This window comes from Streptomyces sp. NPDC047081 (genome assembly GCF_040643775.1).
Classification (GTDB): domain Bacteria; phylum Actinomycetota; class Actinomycetes; order Streptomycetales; family Streptomycetaceae; genus Streptomyces.
Map to the genome: position 1 here is coordinate 1 of NZ_JBEYUY010000012.1, position 17,766 is coordinate 17,766.

The 17,766-nt window shown below is 69.8% G+C and carries 9 protein-coding genes, 1 tRNA gene and 1 pseudogene; 2 read left to right on the forward strand and 9 right to left on the reverse strand.

Translation table 11 applies throughout. The annotated features are described in order from the left end of the window. Together ABZ848_RS23345 and ABZ848_RS23350 are read left to right on the forward strand one after the other, a co-directional pair. A pseudogene (locus tag ABZ848_RS23345) lies at positions 1-92 on the forward strand (ectoine synthase); the annotation flags it as partial. 475 nt (positions 93-567) lie between these two features. Continuing rightward, positions 568-4,548 (forward strand): hypothetical protein, encoded by a 3,981-nt coding sequence (locus tag ABZ848_RS23350; RefSeq protein ID WP_360834745.1) that lies wholly within the window; start codon positions 568-570, stop codon positions 4,546-4,548. Between the two features lie 209 nt (positions 4,549-4,757). Here ABZ848_RS23350 and ABZ848_RS23355 read toward each other — a convergent pair. From ABZ848_RS23355 to dnaA, 9 genes are all read right to left on the reverse strand, one after another. Continuing rightward, positions 4,758-4,834: transfer RNA gene (locus tag ABZ848_RS23355), tRNA-Ile, on the reverse strand. 124 nt (positions 4,835-4,958) lie between these two features. After that, on the reverse strand, positions 4,959-5,798 hold the full coding sequence (locus ABZ848_RS23360; RefSeq protein WP_360834747.1) for a DUF3566 domain-containing protein: 840 nt from the start codon (positions 5,796-5,798) through the stop codon (positions 4,959-4,961). Positions 5,799-5,816: 18 nt separating this feature from the next. After that, positions 5,817-8,411 (reverse strand): DNA gyrase subunit A, encoded by a 2,595-nt coding sequence (gyrA, locus tag ABZ848_RS23365; protein WP_360834749.1) that lies wholly within the window; start codon positions 8,409-8,411, stop codon positions 5,817-5,819. Positions 8,412-8,453: 42 nt separating this feature from the next. Beyond that, positions 8,454-10,514 (reverse strand): DNA topoisomerase (ATP-hydrolyzing) subunit B, encoded by a 2,061-nt coding sequence (gene gyrB, locus ABZ848_RS23370; RefSeq protein WP_360835192.1) that lies wholly within the window; start codon positions 10,512-10,514, stop codon positions 8,454-8,456. Positions 10,515-10,912: 398 nt separating this feature from the next. Further along, positions 10,913-11,458: a DciA family protein gene (locus ABZ848_RS23375; protein WP_360834751.1), complete on the reverse strand. Its 546-nt coding sequence runs from the start codon at positions 11,456-11,458 to the stop codon at positions 10,913-10,915. Beyond that, positions 11,455-12,612, reverse strand: coding sequence for a DNA replication/repair protein RecF (recF, locus tag ABZ848_RS23380; protein WP_360834753.1), 1,158 nt, complete (start codon positions 12,610-12,612; stop codon positions 11,455-11,457). Before recF ends, ABZ848_RS23375 begins: the two co-directional genes overlap by 4 nt. A gap of 53 nt (positions 12,613-12,665) precedes the next feature. Beyond that, on the reverse strand, positions 12,666-13,541 hold the full coding sequence (gene gnd, locus ABZ848_RS23385) for a phosphogluconate dehydrogenase (NAD(+)-dependent, decarboxylating) (protein ID WP_360834755.1): 876 nt from the start codon (positions 13,539-13,541) through the stop codon (positions 12,666-12,668). 130 nt (positions 13,542-13,671) lie between these two features. Further along, positions 13,672-14,802 (reverse strand): DNA polymerase III subunit beta, encoded by a 1,131-nt coding sequence (dnaN, locus tag ABZ848_RS23390; protein ID WP_360834757.1) that lies wholly within the window; start codon positions 14,800-14,802, stop codon positions 13,672-13,674. A gap of 871 nt (positions 14,803-15,673) precedes the next feature. Continuing rightward, positions 15,674-17,671 carry a chromosomal replication initiator protein DnaA gene (gene dnaA, locus ABZ848_RS23395; RefSeq protein ID WP_360834759.1) on the reverse strand — a complete coding sequence of 666 codons (1,998 nt, stop codon included), beginning with the start codon at positions 17,669-17,671 and terminating at the stop codon, positions 15,674-15,676. Between the last annotated feature and the right edge of the window lie 95 nt (positions 17,672-17,766).

Below are 17,766 nucleotides of genomic sequence, written 5' to 3' on the forward strand. Positions count from 1 at the left end.
CGATGTGGTACGCGAACCACATCGAGGCCGTCGTCTGCGTCGAGGGCGAGGCCGAGCTGACCGACGACGAGACCGGGCGGAAGTACACCATCGCACGCGGTGGCCGCCGCTCGTGAGGCGGGGTGGGTGTAGGGCGCGAAGCTGAGGCCGCGTCGTTCGGCTCCGGTCCCTCCCCTCGTGGGGACCGGTGCCGAACGCTGCGGCAGCCTCCCTCCGTGCCGCGGCGGGCGTGGAGGGAGGAGGGCCGGATCCGTGGTTCGGCGTGGAAGTGATCCCGGCGGGATCCTTCCCCACGGACCTGCCGGCTCAGGCGATGAGACCGTCGCCGCCGTCCCGTGCCCCGTACTGAAGCTGACCGAGAACGTTCGGCGTCATGAGCTGTCTCCCCGAGCGCTGAGCCGATGGCCTGCATGGACGAAGCGTGATGGGTTCGCTACTGGGTCGGGATCCTGCCAGCTCAGGCCCCGGCGGAGGAGATTCCGGTCGCCTCCCGGCCCCTTAACCCGCAGGTCAGCCGTATAAAGTGAGTTTTCCGGTCCGGATGTTCCAACGTGGGGGAAGTAAGGGGTGGAGGCCTTGAGTTCCGACTCAGGGGCACGCACGGCCTTCGCGGAGCGCCTCGCGTTGCTGTACAGGGAGGCCGGCAACCCTCCCCTCACGCGCGTGGCCGAAGCGGTCGTACAGCTGCAGCGGGTGGACGAGCGAGGGCGGCCCGTACGGGTGTCCGCGCAGCGGATCAGCGACTGGCGCCGGGCGAAGAACGTGCCCGCGCAGTTCACCGCGCTCGCCGCGGTGCTGCACATCCTCATCCCGCAGGCCCGGCGCGCGCGGCCCGTGGCGGTGTCCGCGGGCCTGTACGACCTGGGGCACTGGCAGCGGCTGTGGGAGCGCGCCGTGGCCGACCCGGTCGGCGACCCCAAGGTGGCCGAGGAGATCCCGCCGGCCGAGAGCCCGGCGGTGGCCGGCCTGTGCCCGTACCGGGGCCTTGCCTCCTACCGGCAGGAGGACGCCCGCTGGTTCTTCGGCCGGGAGCGGAGCACGGACGCCCTCGTCGCGCAGTTGCGCGCGGCGGAGAAGACCGGCGGCCTGGTCATGCTCGTTGGCGCCTCCGGAGCCGGAAAGTCCTCGCTGCTGAACGCCGGTCTGGTGACCGCGCTGCGTGAGGGCGCCCTGAGTGGCGGGGAAGGCCCGCCGGCCGAGGTGCTGCAGTTCGTGCCGGGCGCCGATCCGCTCGCGGAGCTGACCGGACGTATACCCGAGCTCGCCCCGGTCCTCGCCGAGCCGGACGACCCGGAGTTCGCGCAGGCCGTCCGGAACGCCGTCACCGCGTGGGCGCAGCGGGACGGTGTCGACGCCGCGCGGCCGGTGCTGATCGTGGACCAGTTCGAGGAGGCCTTCACCCTCTGCGCCGATGAGGGCGGCAGGCGTACGTTCGTCCAGGCGCTGCACGCCGCGTGCTCGCCCGCCGGCCCTGGCGCCCTCGCTCCGGTGCTGGTCGTGCTGGGCATCCGCGCCGACTTCTACGAGCAGTGCCTGGCCCATCCCGAGCTGGCCGACGCGCTGCAGCACCGGCACATGGTGCTCGGCCCGCTGACCACGGCGGAGCTGCGCGAGGCGGTGACCGGTCCCGCCAAGGCCGTCGGCCTTGAGCTGGAGCCGGGGCTCGCCGAGCTGATCGTGCGCGAGGTGAGCGCCGACGGGCCGCGCGGGGCGCATGACGCCGGCGCGCTGCCGCTGCTGTCGCACGCCCTGCTCGCCACCTGGCAGCGGCGCAAGGGGGTCCGGCTGACGCTGGCCGGTTACCGCGCGGCGGGCGGCATCCAGGGCGCGGTGGCGGCGACCGCCGAGCGCGCCTGGTCCGGCCTCGACCCGGCGGCGCGGGCGGCCGCGCGGCTGCTGTTGCTGCGGCTGGTGCGGCTCGGCGAGGACACGCAGGCCACGCGCCGGCGCGGCACCCGGCGCCAGCTGGCCCAGGAGTCGGCCGACCCGGGCAAGACGGAGGAGTCCCTGGAGGCGCTGGTCCGGGCCCGCCTTGTGACACTGGACGCGGAGACCGTCGAGATCACCCACGAGGCGCTGCTGCACGCCTGGCCGCGGCTGCGCGACTGGATCGACGAGGACCGCGGCGACCACCTGCTGCGCCAGCGCCTTGAGGAGGACGGGCACGCCTGGGAGAGCTCGGGGCGCGACTCCTCGCTGCTCTACCGCGGCTCCCGGCTGGAACAGGCCCACTCCTGGGCGAAGTCGGCCGGTGACACCTTCCTGACCCGCAGCGCGGTGGAGTTCCTGGCGGCCTCGGTCCGGCTGCGCCGCCGTATGGTCTGGATCGGCCGGAGCGCGGTGGCGGCCCTGGTGGCGCTGGCCGTGCTCGCCGGCGGGGCCGCGGTGGTGGCGTGGCAGCAGCGCGACGACGCCGTGTTCGAACAGGTGCTCGCGGAGGCGGACCGGGTGCAGTACACAGACCCGTCGCTGTCCGCCCAGCTGGACCTGGTCGCCCACCGGCTGCGCTCGGGGGACGCCGGTACGAACAACCGGCTGCTCTCGATCGTCAACGCCCCGCTGGCCACACCGCTCTCCGGCCACAAGGGCGCCGTGTACCTGACCACGTTCAGCCCGAACGGCCGCCTCCTGGCCACCGCCAGCGCCGACCGGACCGTACGCCTGTGGGACGTGCGTGACCGCACCCGTCCGAAGGCGCTCGGCAAGCCGCTGACCGGGCACACCAGCTGGGTCAGCAGCGCGATCTTCAGCCCCGACGGGAAGACCCTCGCCAGCGCCTCGGACGACGGCACGGTACGGCTGTGGGACGTCAGCGACCCGAGCCACCCCAGGTCCCTGGGCGCCCCGCTGACCGGCCACGACGGCACGATCTACCTCATCGCCTTCGCCCCGGACGGCCACACCCTGGCCACCGCAAACGAGGACCACACCGTCCGCCTGTGGGACATGCGGGACCGCACCCACCCGACCTCGCTGTCCACCTTGACCGGCCACACCGCCGCCGTGCGCTCCATCGCCTTCAGCCCGAACGGCAGGACCATCGCCGCGGGCGGCGACGACAACACGGTGATGCTGTGGAACATCGCCGACCCGAGCAGGCCCGAGCGCACCGGCCCGACCCTGACCGGCCACACCTCCACGGTCCACTCGGTGGCCTTCAGCCCGGACGGAAAGACGCTGGCCAGCGGCAGCGCCGACGACACGGTACGGCTGTGGAACGTGGCCGACCCCGCCCGCGCGCAGGCCATCGGCTCCCCGCTGACCGGGCACACCGGCCTGGTCTGGTCGGTGGCCTTCAGCCCGGACGGGAACGTGCTCGCGGCCGGCAGCGCCGACAGCACGGCCAGCCTGTGGAACGTCCGCGATCCCGCCTTCCCCTCCCAGATCGGCGAGCCGCTCGCGGGCGGCAGCGGCGAGATGTACGCCCTCGGCTTCAGCCCCGACGGCAAGACCCTCGTGACCGGCAGCGGCGACAGCAAGGTCCGTCTGTGGTCGCTGCCGACCTCGGACATGATCGGCGGCCGCGGTGTGTTCCGCCCGGACGGCAAGGTGCTGGCCACGGCCGCGAGCGACGGACGCCTGCGGCTGTGGGACGTGCGCGACGCCGCCCGGCCGGCGCTGCTGGGCAAGCCGTTCATGGCCGCGGGCAACGGCGACCCGTCCCCGGCGTTCTCCCCCGACGGCCGCACCCTCGCCGTCCTGACCGGCCAGCGCTCGGTGACCCTGTGGAACGTCACCGACCCGGCCCACCCGGTCCCCGCCGGACCGGACATCATCCTCAAGACCCGTTTCATGGGCCCGGAGGCGATCGCCTACAGCCCCGACGGCCGCATCCTCGCGACCGCCTACGAGGACCGCACGATCCAGCTCTGGAACGTCAGCGACCCGGCGCACGCCAGGCCGCTCGGCAAGCCCCTCACCGGCCCGGGCGGCTTCATCGACTCCCTCGCCTTCACCCCGGACGGCCACGCCCTCGCCGCGGGCAGCGAGGAGGGCGCCATCCGCCTGTGGGACGTGCGCGACGCATCCCGCCCAGCACTGCTCGGCAAGCCCCTCACGGGCCACCAGGGCCCGGTCAACGCCCTGGCCTTCACACCGGACGGCCACACCCTGGCCAGCGGCAGCGACGACGACACCGTACGGCTGTGGGACACCTCCGACCCCGCGAAGGCGAGGTCCCTGGGCCCACCCCTCACCGGCCACTCCGAGGCGGTCGTCTCGCTGACCTTCGGCAGGGACGGCCGCACCCTGGCCAGCGGCGGCAACGACAACACGGTCCGCCTGTGGAACGTCGCCGACCCCTCGGACGCGGCCCCCATCGGCCAGTCGATGAGCCCGAACGCCAGGACCGGCCACTTCCTCGCCTTCAGCCCCACGAGCAACCTCCTCGGCGTCTCCAGCGGCTCCGACACGGTCCGTCTGTGGAACCTCGACGTCGACACGGCCATCACCCGCATCTGCTCAACCACGCGGGGCGTCCTGACGCCGGACAAATGGCACGAATACCTGCCCAGACTCTCGTACGACCCCCCGTGCGAAGGCGACTGACCGCGGAACCCGGTGATCCGGATCACAACTCTCGGACCGCCCCGAACAGTTGGCTCCCACCGCGCAACCGACCTTGTTACCCTTGGCCATAGCCCGACCGCTGGTGCATCCCCCGTCGCCAGCGGTCGGGTCTTTTCGTACCCGCTCACCCAGCACCAACTACCCATGCAAAAGACCCCCGGTCCGAGTGGACCGGAGGTCTTTGTGTCTGGTGGGGCTAACAGGATTTGAACCTGTGGCCTCATCCTTATCAGGGATGCGCTCTAACCAACTGAGCTATAGCCCCGCCGCGCTCTGCGGTGTGTGTCCCGCGCGCTGACTCCTGAAGATTAGCGCATGGCCCAGGCAGTCCCAAAATCGGTAATCCGGAGCTGATCAGCGACGTCCGTCACTCGCCCGTCATCCGCCCGTCACTCGTCCTCGGCGAGCGTCAGCTCGATGCCGCCGACGAAGCCGGCGGAGAGGTTGTAGATGAACGCGCCGAGCGTCGCGAGCGCCGTCGCGAGGACGACGTCGATGACCGCGATGACCGACGTGAACATCAGGACGTGCGGGAGGGACAGGAAGGCCTGCAGGTCGAAGCCGTTGGACTCGTTCGAGCCGGTCGCCTCGGAGATCGTGCCGCCGACCGAGGAGAAGACGCCCATCGCGTCCATGACCATCCACAGCACGGCGGAGGCGACGATCGTGCAGATGCCCAGCGCGATGGAGAGCAGGAAGCTGACCTTCATCACCGACCACGGGTCGGCCTTGGCCACCCGCAGCCGCGCCTTGCGGATCCGGGGCGTGGTGCGCGCGCCGGTACGCGGCCGGCGGACCGCCCCGGTCTGCGGCGCGGCAGCCGCCGCCTGGCTCGGGTAGGCCTGCGGCGGGTGGTACGGCCCCGCGGCCTGCTGCTGCGGCTGCCGCTCACCGGGCAGCGGGGAAGCCGTCTGCTGCTGAGGCGGCGCGGGCGGCGCCGGCGGCTGCTGGGGCGGCGCGCCCGCGGCGGCCGGAGCCGCCTGCTGGGTCTGCGGCCCTCGGGTGTCCGTCACAGTTCCCCCCTGTGATCCCTGCCTGGATCCCTGCTTGCCGGATCCCTGCTTGTCGGACGAGGACGGACTGGTCGGGTCCGCCTCGACCTTGCGAAGTTGGGTCGTGTGCGGGTCGGCCGCACGCGCGGCGGAGCCACGGCCGCCGCCGTCCGTCTCCGTACCCGGGGAGGACCCGGTGGAGGTACCGGCCGATCCGGCGCCCGTGGCTCCGCTCACGATGACTCACTCCTCGTGCTACTCGGCCGAGGGCGACTCACCCTCGTCCGTGCCGGTGGTCGCGGCACCCTCGGCGGTCTCGTCTTCGGCCACATCGCCGTCGACCTCCTCCGCCTCGCGCCCCGCCTCGGCGTTACGTGCGATACCGACGACGGCATCGCGCTTGCCCAGGTTGATCAGTTGGACGCCCATGGTGTCACGGCCCGTCTCCCTGACCTCGTTGACTCGCGTACGAATCACACCGCCCGACAGCGTGATGGCGAGGATCTCGTCGCTCTCCTCGACCACCAGCGCGCCGACGAGCGAACCGCGGTCCTCCACGATCTTGGCGGCCTTGATGCCGAGGCCGCCGCGACCCTGGACGCGGTACTCGTCGACGACGGTCCGCTTCGCGTACCCGCCGTCTGTGGCAGTGAACACGAACGTACCGGGTCGAACAACATTCATCGACAGAAGTTCATCGCCCTCGCGGAAACTCATGCCCTTGACACCGGAGGTGGCACGGCCCATGGGGCGAAGTGCCTCGTCCGTGGCGGTGAACCTGATCGACTGTGCCTTCTTGCTGATCAGAAGCAGATCGTCGTCGGCCGAAACCAGCTCGGCTCCGATCAGTTCGTCGTCCGAACCGTCCTCCGTCTCACGGAGGTTGATCGCGATGACACCGCCGGACCTGGGCGAATCGTAATCCTTCAGAGGCGTCTTCTTGACCAGACCGCCCTTGGTCGCCAGCACCAGGTACGGCGCCGCCTCGTAGTCGCGGATGGCGAGGATCTCGGCGATCGCCTCGTCCGGCTGGAAGGCCAGCAGGTTGGCGACGTGCTGGCCGCGCGCGTCCCGGCCGGCGTCCGGAAGCTCGTACGCCTTCGCCCGGTACACCCGGCCCTTGTTGGTGAAGAACAGCAGCCAGTGGTGCGTGGTGGAGACGAAGAAGTGGTCGACGATGTCGTCTTCCTTGAGCTTCGTGCCGCGTACGCCCTTGCCGCCGCGCTTCTGCGAGCGGTAGTCGTCCGTCTTCGTCCGCTTGACGTAACCGCCGCGCGAGATCGTGACGACGATGTCCTCCTCGGCGATGAGGTCCTCGATGGACATGTCGCCGTCGAAGGGGACCAGCATCGTCTTGCGGTCGTCGCCGTACTTCTCGACGATCGCGGTGAGTTCCTCGCTGACGATGCCGCGCTGGCGGACCGGGGAGGCCAGGATCTCGTTGTACTCGTTGATCTTCGCCTGGAGTTCGTCGTGCTCCTGGACGATCTTCTGCCGCTCCAGGGCCGCGAGGCGCCGCAGCTGCATCTCGAGGATGGCGTTCGCCTGGATCTCGTCGATCTCCAGGAGGTCCATCAGGCCCGTGCGCGCGATCTCGACCGTGTCGCTGGCCCGGATCAGCGCGATGACCTCGTCGATCGCGTCCAGCGCCTTGAGCAGTCCGCGCAGGATGTGCGCCCGCTCCTCCGCCTTGCGCAGCCGGAAGCGCGTACGGCGGACGATGACCTCGATCTGGTGCGTCACCCAGTGGCGGATGAACGCGTCCAGCGAGAGCGTGCGCGGGACGCCGTCGACCAGGGCCAGCATGTTGGCGCCGAAGTTGGTCTGCAGGTCCGTGTGCTTGTAGAGGTTGTTCAGGACGACCTTGGCGACCGCGTCCCGCTTCAGCACGATCACGAGGCGCTGGCCGGTACGGGACGACGTCTCGTCGCGGACGTCCGCGATGCCGCCGACCTTGCCGTCCTTCACCAGGTCGGCGATCTTCTGCGCGAGGTTGTCCGGGTTGACCTGGTACGGCAGCTCCGTGACCACCAGGCACTGGCGGTTCTGGATCTCCTCGACCTCGACGACCGCGCGCATGGTGATCGAGCCGCGGCCGGTGCGGTAGGCCTCCTCGATGCCCTTGCGGCCCACGACCAGCGCGCCGGTCGGGAAGTCGGGGCCCTTGATGCGCTCGATCAGCGCGTCCAGGAGCTCCTCGTGCGAGGCCTCCGGGTTGTCCAGGTACCACAGGGCGCCGGCCGCGACCTCGCGGAGGTTGTGCGGCGGGATGTTGGTCGCCATGCCGACCGCGATGCCGGCCGAGCCGTTGATCAGCAGGTTCGGGAAGCGGGCCGGCAGGACGGTCGGCTCCTGGGAGCGGCCGTCGTAGTTGTCCGTGAAGTCGACGGTCTCCTCGTCGATGTCCCGGACCATCTCCATCGACAGCGGCGCCATCTTGCACTCGGTGTAGCGCATGGCCGCCGCCGGGTCGTTGCCCGGAGAGCCGAAGTTGCCGTTGGAGTCGACGAGCGGCATGCGCATCGACCAGGGCTGGGCGAGGCGGACCAGGGCGTCGTAGATGGAGGAGTCGCCGTGGGGGTGGTAGTTGCCCATGACGTCGCCGACCACGCGGGCGCACTTGTAGAAGCCGCGCTCGGGGCGGTAACCGCCGTCGTACATCGCGTACAGGACCCGGCGGTGGACAGGCTTGAGGCCGTCCCGGACGTCGGGCAGCGCGCGGGCCACGATGACGGACATCGCGTAGTCGAGGTACGAGCGCTGCATCTCGGTCTCGAGCCCGACGGGCTCGATCCGCATGACGACGTCGCCGCCCTCTTCAGGGGTGACAGGAGTGTTCTCGTCGGCCATTGCTGGTGAAGATCCTTCCTGGTGCGGTCAGCTGAGACCGACTCAGATGTCGAGGAAGCGGACGTCCTTGGCGTTGCGCTGGATGAACTGGCGCCGGGCCTCGACGTCCTCGCCCATCAGCACCGAGAACAGGTCGTCGGCCTGGGCGGCGTCGTCCAGGGTGACCTGACCGAGGACGCGGTGCTCCTGGTCCATGGTCGTGACGCGCAGCTCCTCGGCGTTCATCTCGCCGAGACCCTTGAAGCGCTGGATCGAGTCCTCGCGCACGCGCTTGCCGCGCTGGCGGCCCAGCTCCAGGAGCGCGTCGCGCTCGCGGTCCGAGTACGCGTACTCGGTGTCGTCCCGGCCCCACTTGATCTTGTAGAGCGGGGGACGCGACAGGAACACGTGCCCGGCCTCGACCAGCGGCCGCATGAAGCGGAACAGGAAGGTCAGCAGCAGGGTGTTGATGTGCTGGCCGTCGACATCGGCGTCCGCCATCAGGATGATCTTGTGATAGCGGAGCTTCTCGATGTCGAAGTCCTCGTGCACGCCGGTGCCGAAGGCGGAGATCAGCGCCTGGATCTCCTGGTTCTGCAGGATCTTGTCGATCCTGGCCTTCTCGACGTTGAGGATCTTGCCGCGGATCGGGAGGATCGCCTGGTACTGCGGGTTGCGGCCGGACTTGGCCGAGCCGCCGGCGGAGTCACCCTCGACGATGAAGATCTCGCACTTGGTGGGGTCGTTCGACTGGCAGTCGGAGAGCTTGCCCGGCAGCGACGCCGACTCCAGCAGGCCCTTACGGCGCGTCAGGTCGCGCGCCTTGCGGGCCGCCACGCGCGCGGTGGCCGCCTGGATGCCCTTGCGGACGATGTCCGCCGCCTCGTTCGGGTTGCGGTCCAGCCAGTCGTTCAGGTGCTCGTAGACCGCCTTCTGGACGAAGGTCTTGGCCTCCGTGTTGCCCAGCTTGGTCTTGGTCTGGCCCTCGAACTGCGGCTCGCTCAGCTTCACCGAGATGATCGCCGTCAGACCCTCGCGGATGTCGTCACCCGTGAGGTTGTCGTCCTTCTCGCGGATCAGCTTCTTGTCGCGCGCGTACTTGTTGATCAGCGAGGTGAGCGCCGCACGGAAGCCCTCCTCGTGCGTGCCGCCCTCGTGCGTGTGGATGATGTTGGCGAACGAGTAGACACCCTCGCTGTAGCCGCTGTTCCACTGCATGGCGACCTCGAGGGACAGGCTCTTGTCCTTGTCCTCGGCCTCCAGGTCGATCACGGTGGAGTGCACCACGTCTCCCTTGCGGGAGTTGAGGTACTTCACGAAGTCGACGATGCCGCCCTCGTAGTGGTACGTGACGTGCTTGACCTCGGCCTTCTCGTCCGCGCCGGCCTCGTCCGCACCGGACGTGGCCTTCGCCGACTCGCGCTCGTCAGTGAGTTTGATCGTCAAACCCTTGTTGAGGAACGCCATCTCCTGGAAACGCCGCGACAGCGTCTCGAAGGAGTACTCCGTGGTCTCGAAGATGTCGGCGTCGGCCCAGAAGGTGACCGAGGTGCCGGTCTCGTCCGTGGCCTCGTGCTGGGCGAGCGGCGCCGTCGGGACGCCCATCTTGTAGTCCTGCGTCCACCGGTGGCCGTCGGTCTTCACCTCGACGGCGACCTTCGACGACAGCGCGTTGACGACGGACACGCCCACGCCGTGCAGACCGCCGGAGACCGCGTAGCCGCCACCGCCGAACTTGCCGCCCGCGTGCAGCACGGTCAGCACGACCTCCAGGGCCGGCTTGCCCTCGGACGCGACGATGCCGACGGGGATGCCACGGCCGTTGTCGACGACGCGCACGCCGCCGTCGGCCAGGATCGTCACGTCGATGGTGTCCGCGTGGCCGGCCAGTGCCTCGTCGACCGAGTTGTCGACGACCTCGTACACGAGGTGGTGGAGCCCTCGCTCACCGGTCGAGCCGATGTACATACCGGGGCGCTTGCGGACCGCGTCCAAGCCTTCGAGGACGGTGATGGCGCTGGCGTCGTACGAGGCGGTGACCTCACCGTTCGACGAGGTCACCGCGTCGCTCTCGCCGGCGTCGGTGGACGGGATGTTCTCGTTGGGGTTGCCGGAATCGGCCACGAAGCGCCCTTTCTGGCACAGCACGAGCCTGGCTCCTCGGCGGGTTGCCGGAGCGGCTGCGGCATGTTGCGTTGGTAAGCCTTGATCAGCGTTGCTCAGCTTGTCCCGGGCGGTCCCCACGAGTGGGGCGGGATTGGCTTCCAGTCTACCGGTAGCGCCGACAGTGATGGGGGTTTGCCGGTACCTGAGTCCGCATGTGGCGCCCTCAACCGGTCTCGTCCGACTCCCCATATGCGGAACGGGGCTCCAAGAGGCTCACGGAGGCACTCAGCGCTTCGGGCTGTCAACCCTTGGCTACTTGGGAGTCAGGTGACGATTCGCAACCGCGTGCGGTCGCGCGCAGCAAAGGCCGCCGACGGTGTCCCAAGACCGCCGACGGCCTGCAGATGTGAGGTCTGTCACCCGTACGTATCGCCGGGTCCGGTGCTGCCCGGGGCGCGCAGGGGACCGTAGCGACGGGCGGGGCCGGCGGGGCCGTGCACCTTGATCATCCGGACCGCGCCGTGCCCCAGGTCCTCGTTGAGGCGCGCGACGAGCGTCGGCGCGAGCAGCCGCAGATTCGTCGCCCAGGCCGTGGAGTCGCAGCGCACCACGAGCACCCGCTCGTCCTCGTCGTACTTCTCCGGCTCGCAGTGCTTGGCCACGTCCTCGCCGACGATCTGCGGCCAACGGCCCATCACCCCGCCGACCGCCGCCGGGGTCTCCCAGCCGCGCTCGGTGATCAGCCGGTTGATCGCGGCGCCGAAGGCCATGGGGTCGCGCCCGTCGGCGCCCGCGCCGGAGCGCAGGCCCCCGCGCCGCGCCTGCTTCTTCTGCTGCGCCGCGTCCCCACGCGCGCGTGCCGCCTCCTTCGCCGCCCTGAGCGCCACGCGCGCGAGGTCGACTCCGGACGGCTCGGGGGTGTCCTTCCCGGAACTCTTCCCGGGGCCCGGTTCGTTGCTCATACGCGCTCCACCGTCCCCCCGGACACGGCGTACCGCGTCCCCGTCAGTACGTGCGGTACGTCATCGTCGACCGCGGCCGTCACCAGCACCTGCTCGCCAGGCGCGACCAGCTCCGCCAGCCGCTCGCGCCGACGCGTGTCCAGCTCGGCGAAGACGTCGTCGAGCACCAGCACCGGCTCGTTGCCCTCGGCCCGCAGCAGGTCGTAGGAGGCCAGCCGCAGCGCCAGCGCGTACGACCAGGACTCGCCGTGCGAGGCGTACCCCTTGGCCGGCAACTGACCGAGTTTGAGAAGCAGATCGTCCCGATGAGGGCCCACGAGCGTCACCCCCCGCTCGATCTCCTGCTTGCGCGCCTCCGCGAGCGCCGCCATCAGCTGCTCGTACAGGTCCTCGCGCGTGTGCGCCTCACCGGGCGCGGACGGCTTGTAGTCGAGGGCGATCGGCCCGCCGCCGGGGGCGAGTTGCTCGTACGCCTTGTCGGCGAGCGGCTGGATCGCGGCGATCAGGTCGAGCCGCTGGGCGAGCAACTCGGCGCCGACGCGCGCCAGATGCTGATCCCATACGTCGAGTGTGGACAGGTCCGCCCCCACGCTCGAATCCGCTCGCGCGGGAGGTGCCCCCCTCCGGCCGCCGTGCCTCCTGGCGAGCGCCGCCGACTTCAGCAGGGTGTTGCGCTGCTTGAGGACGCGCTCGTAGTCGGAGCGCACACCGGCCATGCGCGGGGAGCGCGCGGTGATCAGCTCGTCGAGGAAGCGCCGCCGCTCACCGGGATCACCCTTCACCAGCGCGAGATCCTCGGGCGCGAACAGCACGGTCCGTACGATGCCCAGCACGTCACGGGGTCTGACCTGCGAGGACCTGTTGATGCGGGCACGGTTGGACTTGCCGGGGTTCAGCTCCAGCTCGACCAGCTGCTGCCGCTCGCCCTGTCGGACCTGCGCCCGGATGATCGCTCGGTCGGCGCCCATGCGGACCAGGGGGGCGTCGGAGGCGACGCGGTGACTGCCGAGGGTGGCGAGATAGCCGATGGCCTCGACCAGGTTGGTCTTGCCCTGGCCGTTCGGGCCGACGAAGGCGGTGACGCCCGGGTCGAGCGGGACCTCGACCCGGGCGTACGAGCGGAAGTCGGCCAGCGACAGATGCGTGACGTGCATGGTCGGTCGCCGACCTCCCCCAAGTCGTGGGCTGTTCTGGGCAGCCCTGTGGATTACTTCGTCTCGACCGCGTGGCCGCCGAACTGGTTGCGCAGCGCCGCGATCATCTTCATCTGCGGAGAGTCCTCCTGGCGCGACGCGAACCGCGCGAAGAGGGAGGCCGTGATCGCCGGGAGCGGCACGGCGTTGTCGATGGCGGCTTCCACAGTCCAGCGGCCCTCGCCGGAGTCCTGTGCGAAACCCTTCAGCCGGTCGAGGTGCTCGTCCTCGTCGAGGGCGTTCACCGCGAGGTCCAGCAGCCAGGAGCGGATGACGGTCCCCTCCTGCCAGGAGCGGAACACCTCCCGGACGTCGGTCACGGAGTCGACCTTCTCCAGGAGCTCCCAGCCCTCGGCGTAGGCCTGCATCATCGCGTACTCGATGCCGTTGTGGACCATCTTCGCGAAGTGGCCCGCGCCGACCTTGCCGGCGTGCACCGCGCCGAACGTCCCCTCGGGCTTGAGGGCGTCGAAGACCGGCCGCACCTTGGCGACGTTCTCCGCGTCGCCGCCGTACATCAGCGCGTAGCCGTTCTCCAGGCCCCAGACGCCGCCGGAGACACCGCAGTCGACGAAGCCGATGCCCTTGGCCGCGAGCTCCTCGGCGTGCTTCTCGTCGTCCGTCCAGCGGGAGTTGCCACCGTCCACGACGATGTCGCCCGGCTCCAGGAGCTCGGCGAGTTCGTCGACGGTCGACTGGGTGGGCGCACCGGCCGGGACCATGATCCAGACCACCCGCGGCGCCTCAAGGTTCTCCACAAGCTCTTTGAGGCTGTGGACATCGGCGAGGTCCGGGTTGCGGTCGTATCCGACGACGGTGTGGCCTGCGCGGCGGATCCGCTCGCGCATGTTGCCGCCCATCTTGCCGAGGCCGACGAGACCGAGCTCCATCAGTTGTTCCTTAGGTTGCTGTGTGGCGTGTGGGGCACTGTTCGTACCCACGTCCGAGCCTAAACCCGGACGCTCACGCACACCTGTGGGCATACGCGCTCAAACGTATGCCCTCACCTGGGGCTTGGCCTCAGCCGCTCAGCCGCACGGGCATGATCAGGTACTTGTAGGCCTCGTCCGCCTCGGCGTCCAGGGCCGGCTTGCCGCTGAGCAGCGCGGGCTTGGTGGACGTCGTGAAGGACAGCTGGGCGACGGGGGAGTCGATGGCGCTCAGGCCGTCCAGCAGGAAGGTCGGGTTGAAGGCGATCGACACGTCGTCGCCCTCCAGCTGCGCGTCGACCCGCTCCACAGCCTGTGCGTCGTCGCTGGAACCGGCCTCCAGGATCAGCACGCCCTGCTCGAAGCTCAGCCGCACCGGGGTGTTGCGCTCGGCGACCAGGGCCACACGCTTGACGGCCTCCACGAAGGGGGCGGTCTCGATCACGGCCACGGAGTTGAACTCCGTCGGGAACAGCGAGCGGTACTTCGGCAGGTCGCCCTCGAGCAGGCGGGTCGTCGTGCGACGGCCCGCGCCCTCGAAGCCGATCAGACCCTCGCCCGCGCCCGAGCCGGAGAGCGCCAGGATGACGCTGTCACCGCTGGTCAGCGCCTTGGCGGTGTCCAGGAGCGTCTTCGCCGGCACCAGCGCGACCGCGGACGCCTCCGGGTTCTCCGGCTTCCACAGGAACTCGCGGACCGCGAAGCGGTAGCGGTCGGTGGAGGCCAGCGTGACGGTGTCGCCCTCGATCTCGATGCGTACACCGGTCAGCACGGGGAGCGTGTCGTCACGGCCCGCGGCGATGGCCACCTGGGCGGCCGCGGAGGCGAAGACCTCACCGGGGACGGTGCCGGTCGCCGTCGGCATCTGCGGCAGCGCCGGGTACTCCTCCACAGGGAGGGTGTGGAGTGTGAACCGCGAGGAGCCGCAGACCACGGTCGCCCGTACACCGTCTGTGGAAATCTCCACCGGGCGGTTGGGCAGGGCGCGGCAGATGTCGGCGAGCAGGCGGCCCGAGACGAGGACCGTGCCCTCCTCCTCGACCTCCGCCTCGACGCTGACGCGCGCGGACACCTCGTAGTCGAAGCTGGAGAGGCTGAGAGCCCCGTCCTCGGCCTTCAGCAGAAGGCCGGCGAGGACAGGCGCCGGCGGACGGGCCGGGAGGCTGCGCGCCGCCCAGGCCACTGCCTCCGCGAGTACGTCGCGTTCCACCCGGATCTTCACTGTTGCCGCCTCCTGCTGTTGCCGGCGCTTCTACGGCCTGCCTGGCTTCGTCGTCTGTCTCGGTGTCGTCGGCCCCTGTGATGGGAAGGACACCGGGGAACAGTCTGACGCACGGCACTGACAGTAGGTGCCTCTCGGGGTCAAGTCGTGACGAGGGGCAGCCGGGAGCCGGACGGCGAGTTGTGCACAGGACCCCCTTCGAAACGGATTCCCAGCTCTCTCTAGTTGGGAGTAGTAGTAGGGGCTGTGGAAACCGTGGATAACCCCGTTTGCGCAGGTCAGACCGGAGATTTTGTCCACGGGCCCTGTGGGCGACACCGGTGGACAACTCAGGGGGTCTGTGGAGAACGGAAAGTTCTGCACACCCCGTGCACAGCCTGAGGCGACTTCTCCCCAGCGCCGTCCCCAGCTTTACCCACCTTTCCCACAGCCCAAGTCGGCATCTTCGTGTGACGCCTTTCACTCGACCCGGTGAGGAGGCGCGTCGCGTTGCCGAACAGTGGACAGCCATGTGGAGAAGGTGGGGATCGCTGGGGACAACAGGCCCCAGCCTGTGGGTTGTCGGTGGACAACTCGATGCACAGCCTGTGGATCTCTGCTTTGTCCACAGTCTGTGGAGATCGTTCGTCCACGAATCCACAACCAGGTGACCTGCGGTGATCGTCTTTCGGCAGGCTGCCTGTGGACCGCGGTCTGGACAACTTCGCGGTCCCCAGGATGTGGACGGCAGAAAGTTGCCGAATCTGTGGAGAGAGGCCGTAACTCGGCAACGAATCGAACACGCGGCTACGACGGCGTTACCTGCGACATGACGAAGGGCGCCCCGGGACCTCGTCCCCAGGGCGCCCTGGACGCCGTAACTCTGCTTCTGTCAGCCGTTCTTGATGCGGTTCGTCAGCTCGGTCACCTGGTTGTAGATGGAGCGTCGCTCGGCCATCAGATTGCGGATCTTGCGGTCCGCGTGCATGACGGTGGTGTGGTCGCGGCCGCCGAACAGTGCGCCGATCTTCGGCAGGGAGAGGTCCGTCAGCTCGCGGCAGAGGTACATGGCGATCTGGCGGGCCGTGACGAGGGCGCGGCCGCGAGAGGTGCCGCAGAGGTCCTCGACGGTCAGGCCGAAGTAGTCGGCCGTGGCGCTCATGATGGCGGTCGAGGTGATCTCGGGGGCCGAGTCCTCGCCGCCGGGGATGAGGTCCTTGAGGACGATCTCGGTCAGGCCCAGGTCCACCGGCTGGCGGTTGAGCGACGCGAACGCCGTCACGCGGATCAGCGCGCCCTCCAGTTCGCGGATGTTGCGCGAGATGCGGGAGGCGATGAACTCCAGTACCTCCGGCGGGGCGTTGAGCTGCTCCTGCACCGCCTTCTTACGGAGGATCGCGATACGCGTCTCCAGCTCGGGCGGCTGGACGTCGGTGATCAGACCCCACTCGAAACGGTTCCGCAGCCGGTCCTCCAGTGTCACCAGCTGCTTGGGCGGCCGGTCGCTGGAGAGCACGATCTGCTTGTTGGCGTTGTGGAGCGTGTTGAAGGTGTGGAAGAACTCCTCCTGCGTCGACTCCTTGTCCGCGAGGAACTGGATGTCGTCGACCAGCAGGATGTCCATCTCGCGGTACCGCTTGCGGAAGCTGTCGCCCTTGCCGTCGCGGATGGAGTTGATGAACTCGTTGGTGAACTCCTCCGAGCTCACGTAGCGCACGCGCGTGCCGGGATACAGACTCCGCGCGTAGTGCCCGATCGCGTGTAGGAGGTGCGTTTTGCCCAGCCCCGACTCCCCATAGATGAAGAGGGGGTTGTAGGCCTTCGCGGGAGCCTCGGCGACGGCGACCGCGGCCGCGTGCGCGAAGCGGTTGGAGGCGCCGATGACGAACGTGTCGAAGAGGTACTTCGGGTTCAGTCGCGCGGTGGGCTCACCGGGGCCGGACGCCGGCGCGGGCTTCGCGGCCAGTGGGCCGGGGGCGCCGGTGGTCGGCAGGCTGGAGCCGACGGGGCCGCCGCGGTGCACGTGCCCGGAGCCGGCCGAGGGCTCGGGCAGCTCCCGGCGGGCGTCGCGCGGCTCGTAGTCGGAGCGGCCCTGGTCGTAGTCCGACCGCTGGTCGTAGTCGCGGCGCGGGCCGTCGTACGGCGGGCGCTCCATCGACTGCGGACGGTAGTCCTGGGACGGCGGGGAGTACGAGTCCTGCGAGGGCGAGGCGTAGGGGTCGCGCTCGGGGAAGCCGAGGCGCTGCTGCTGCCAGCTGTACTCGTCCTGCGACGGCCGCGGCCAGGAGCCGGGCTCGGGGCGCTGGTACTCGGAGGGGTATGCGGGGCGCGCGGTCGGGAGCTGGTCCGCGCGCGGGGGCGGCAGCTGGTCGCCGGGGCCGCCGGGGAGCTGCTCGCCGCGGGTGGGGCGCTGGTCGTCGGCGCGGTGGCGGCCGTAACCCTCGTACTGGCCCTGTCCCTGGCTGTCGTACTGGTCCTGGCGCGGGTTTTCGTACGGATCCTGGCGCTGGCTCTCGTACCGGCTCTGCTCGTCGTACTGGCCGGAGGGGAGCTCGGGCTCCTCGTAGCGCGGCTGGGGGCGGATCGGCGGGGCCGGGGGTGCGGGGGGCTCGCCGGCGGAGTCGTCGACGGTGATCGCGATGCGGATCGGGCGGCCGCACTCGCGGCTCAGGGTCTCGCTGACGATCGGCGCGAGCCGGCCTTCGAGCACACCCTTCGCAAACTCGTTCGGTACGGCGAGCAGCGCGGTGTCGGCGACCAGCGCGAGCGGCTGGCAGCGCCGGATCCAGTGCTCGTCCTTGGTCTCCACGCCCTGACCGCGGCCCTCGCCGAGGAGTTGTTCCAGTACTCGTGGCCACACTGCGGCAAGATCGGCAGGTACGTCAGCCACAGGGCACGCTCTCTCACGGGTCCCACGAACGTGTGATGGTGGGACGGGTCGGGATTCGAGTGGGGTGGAGCCATGAACAAGGGTTCAAGGGAACG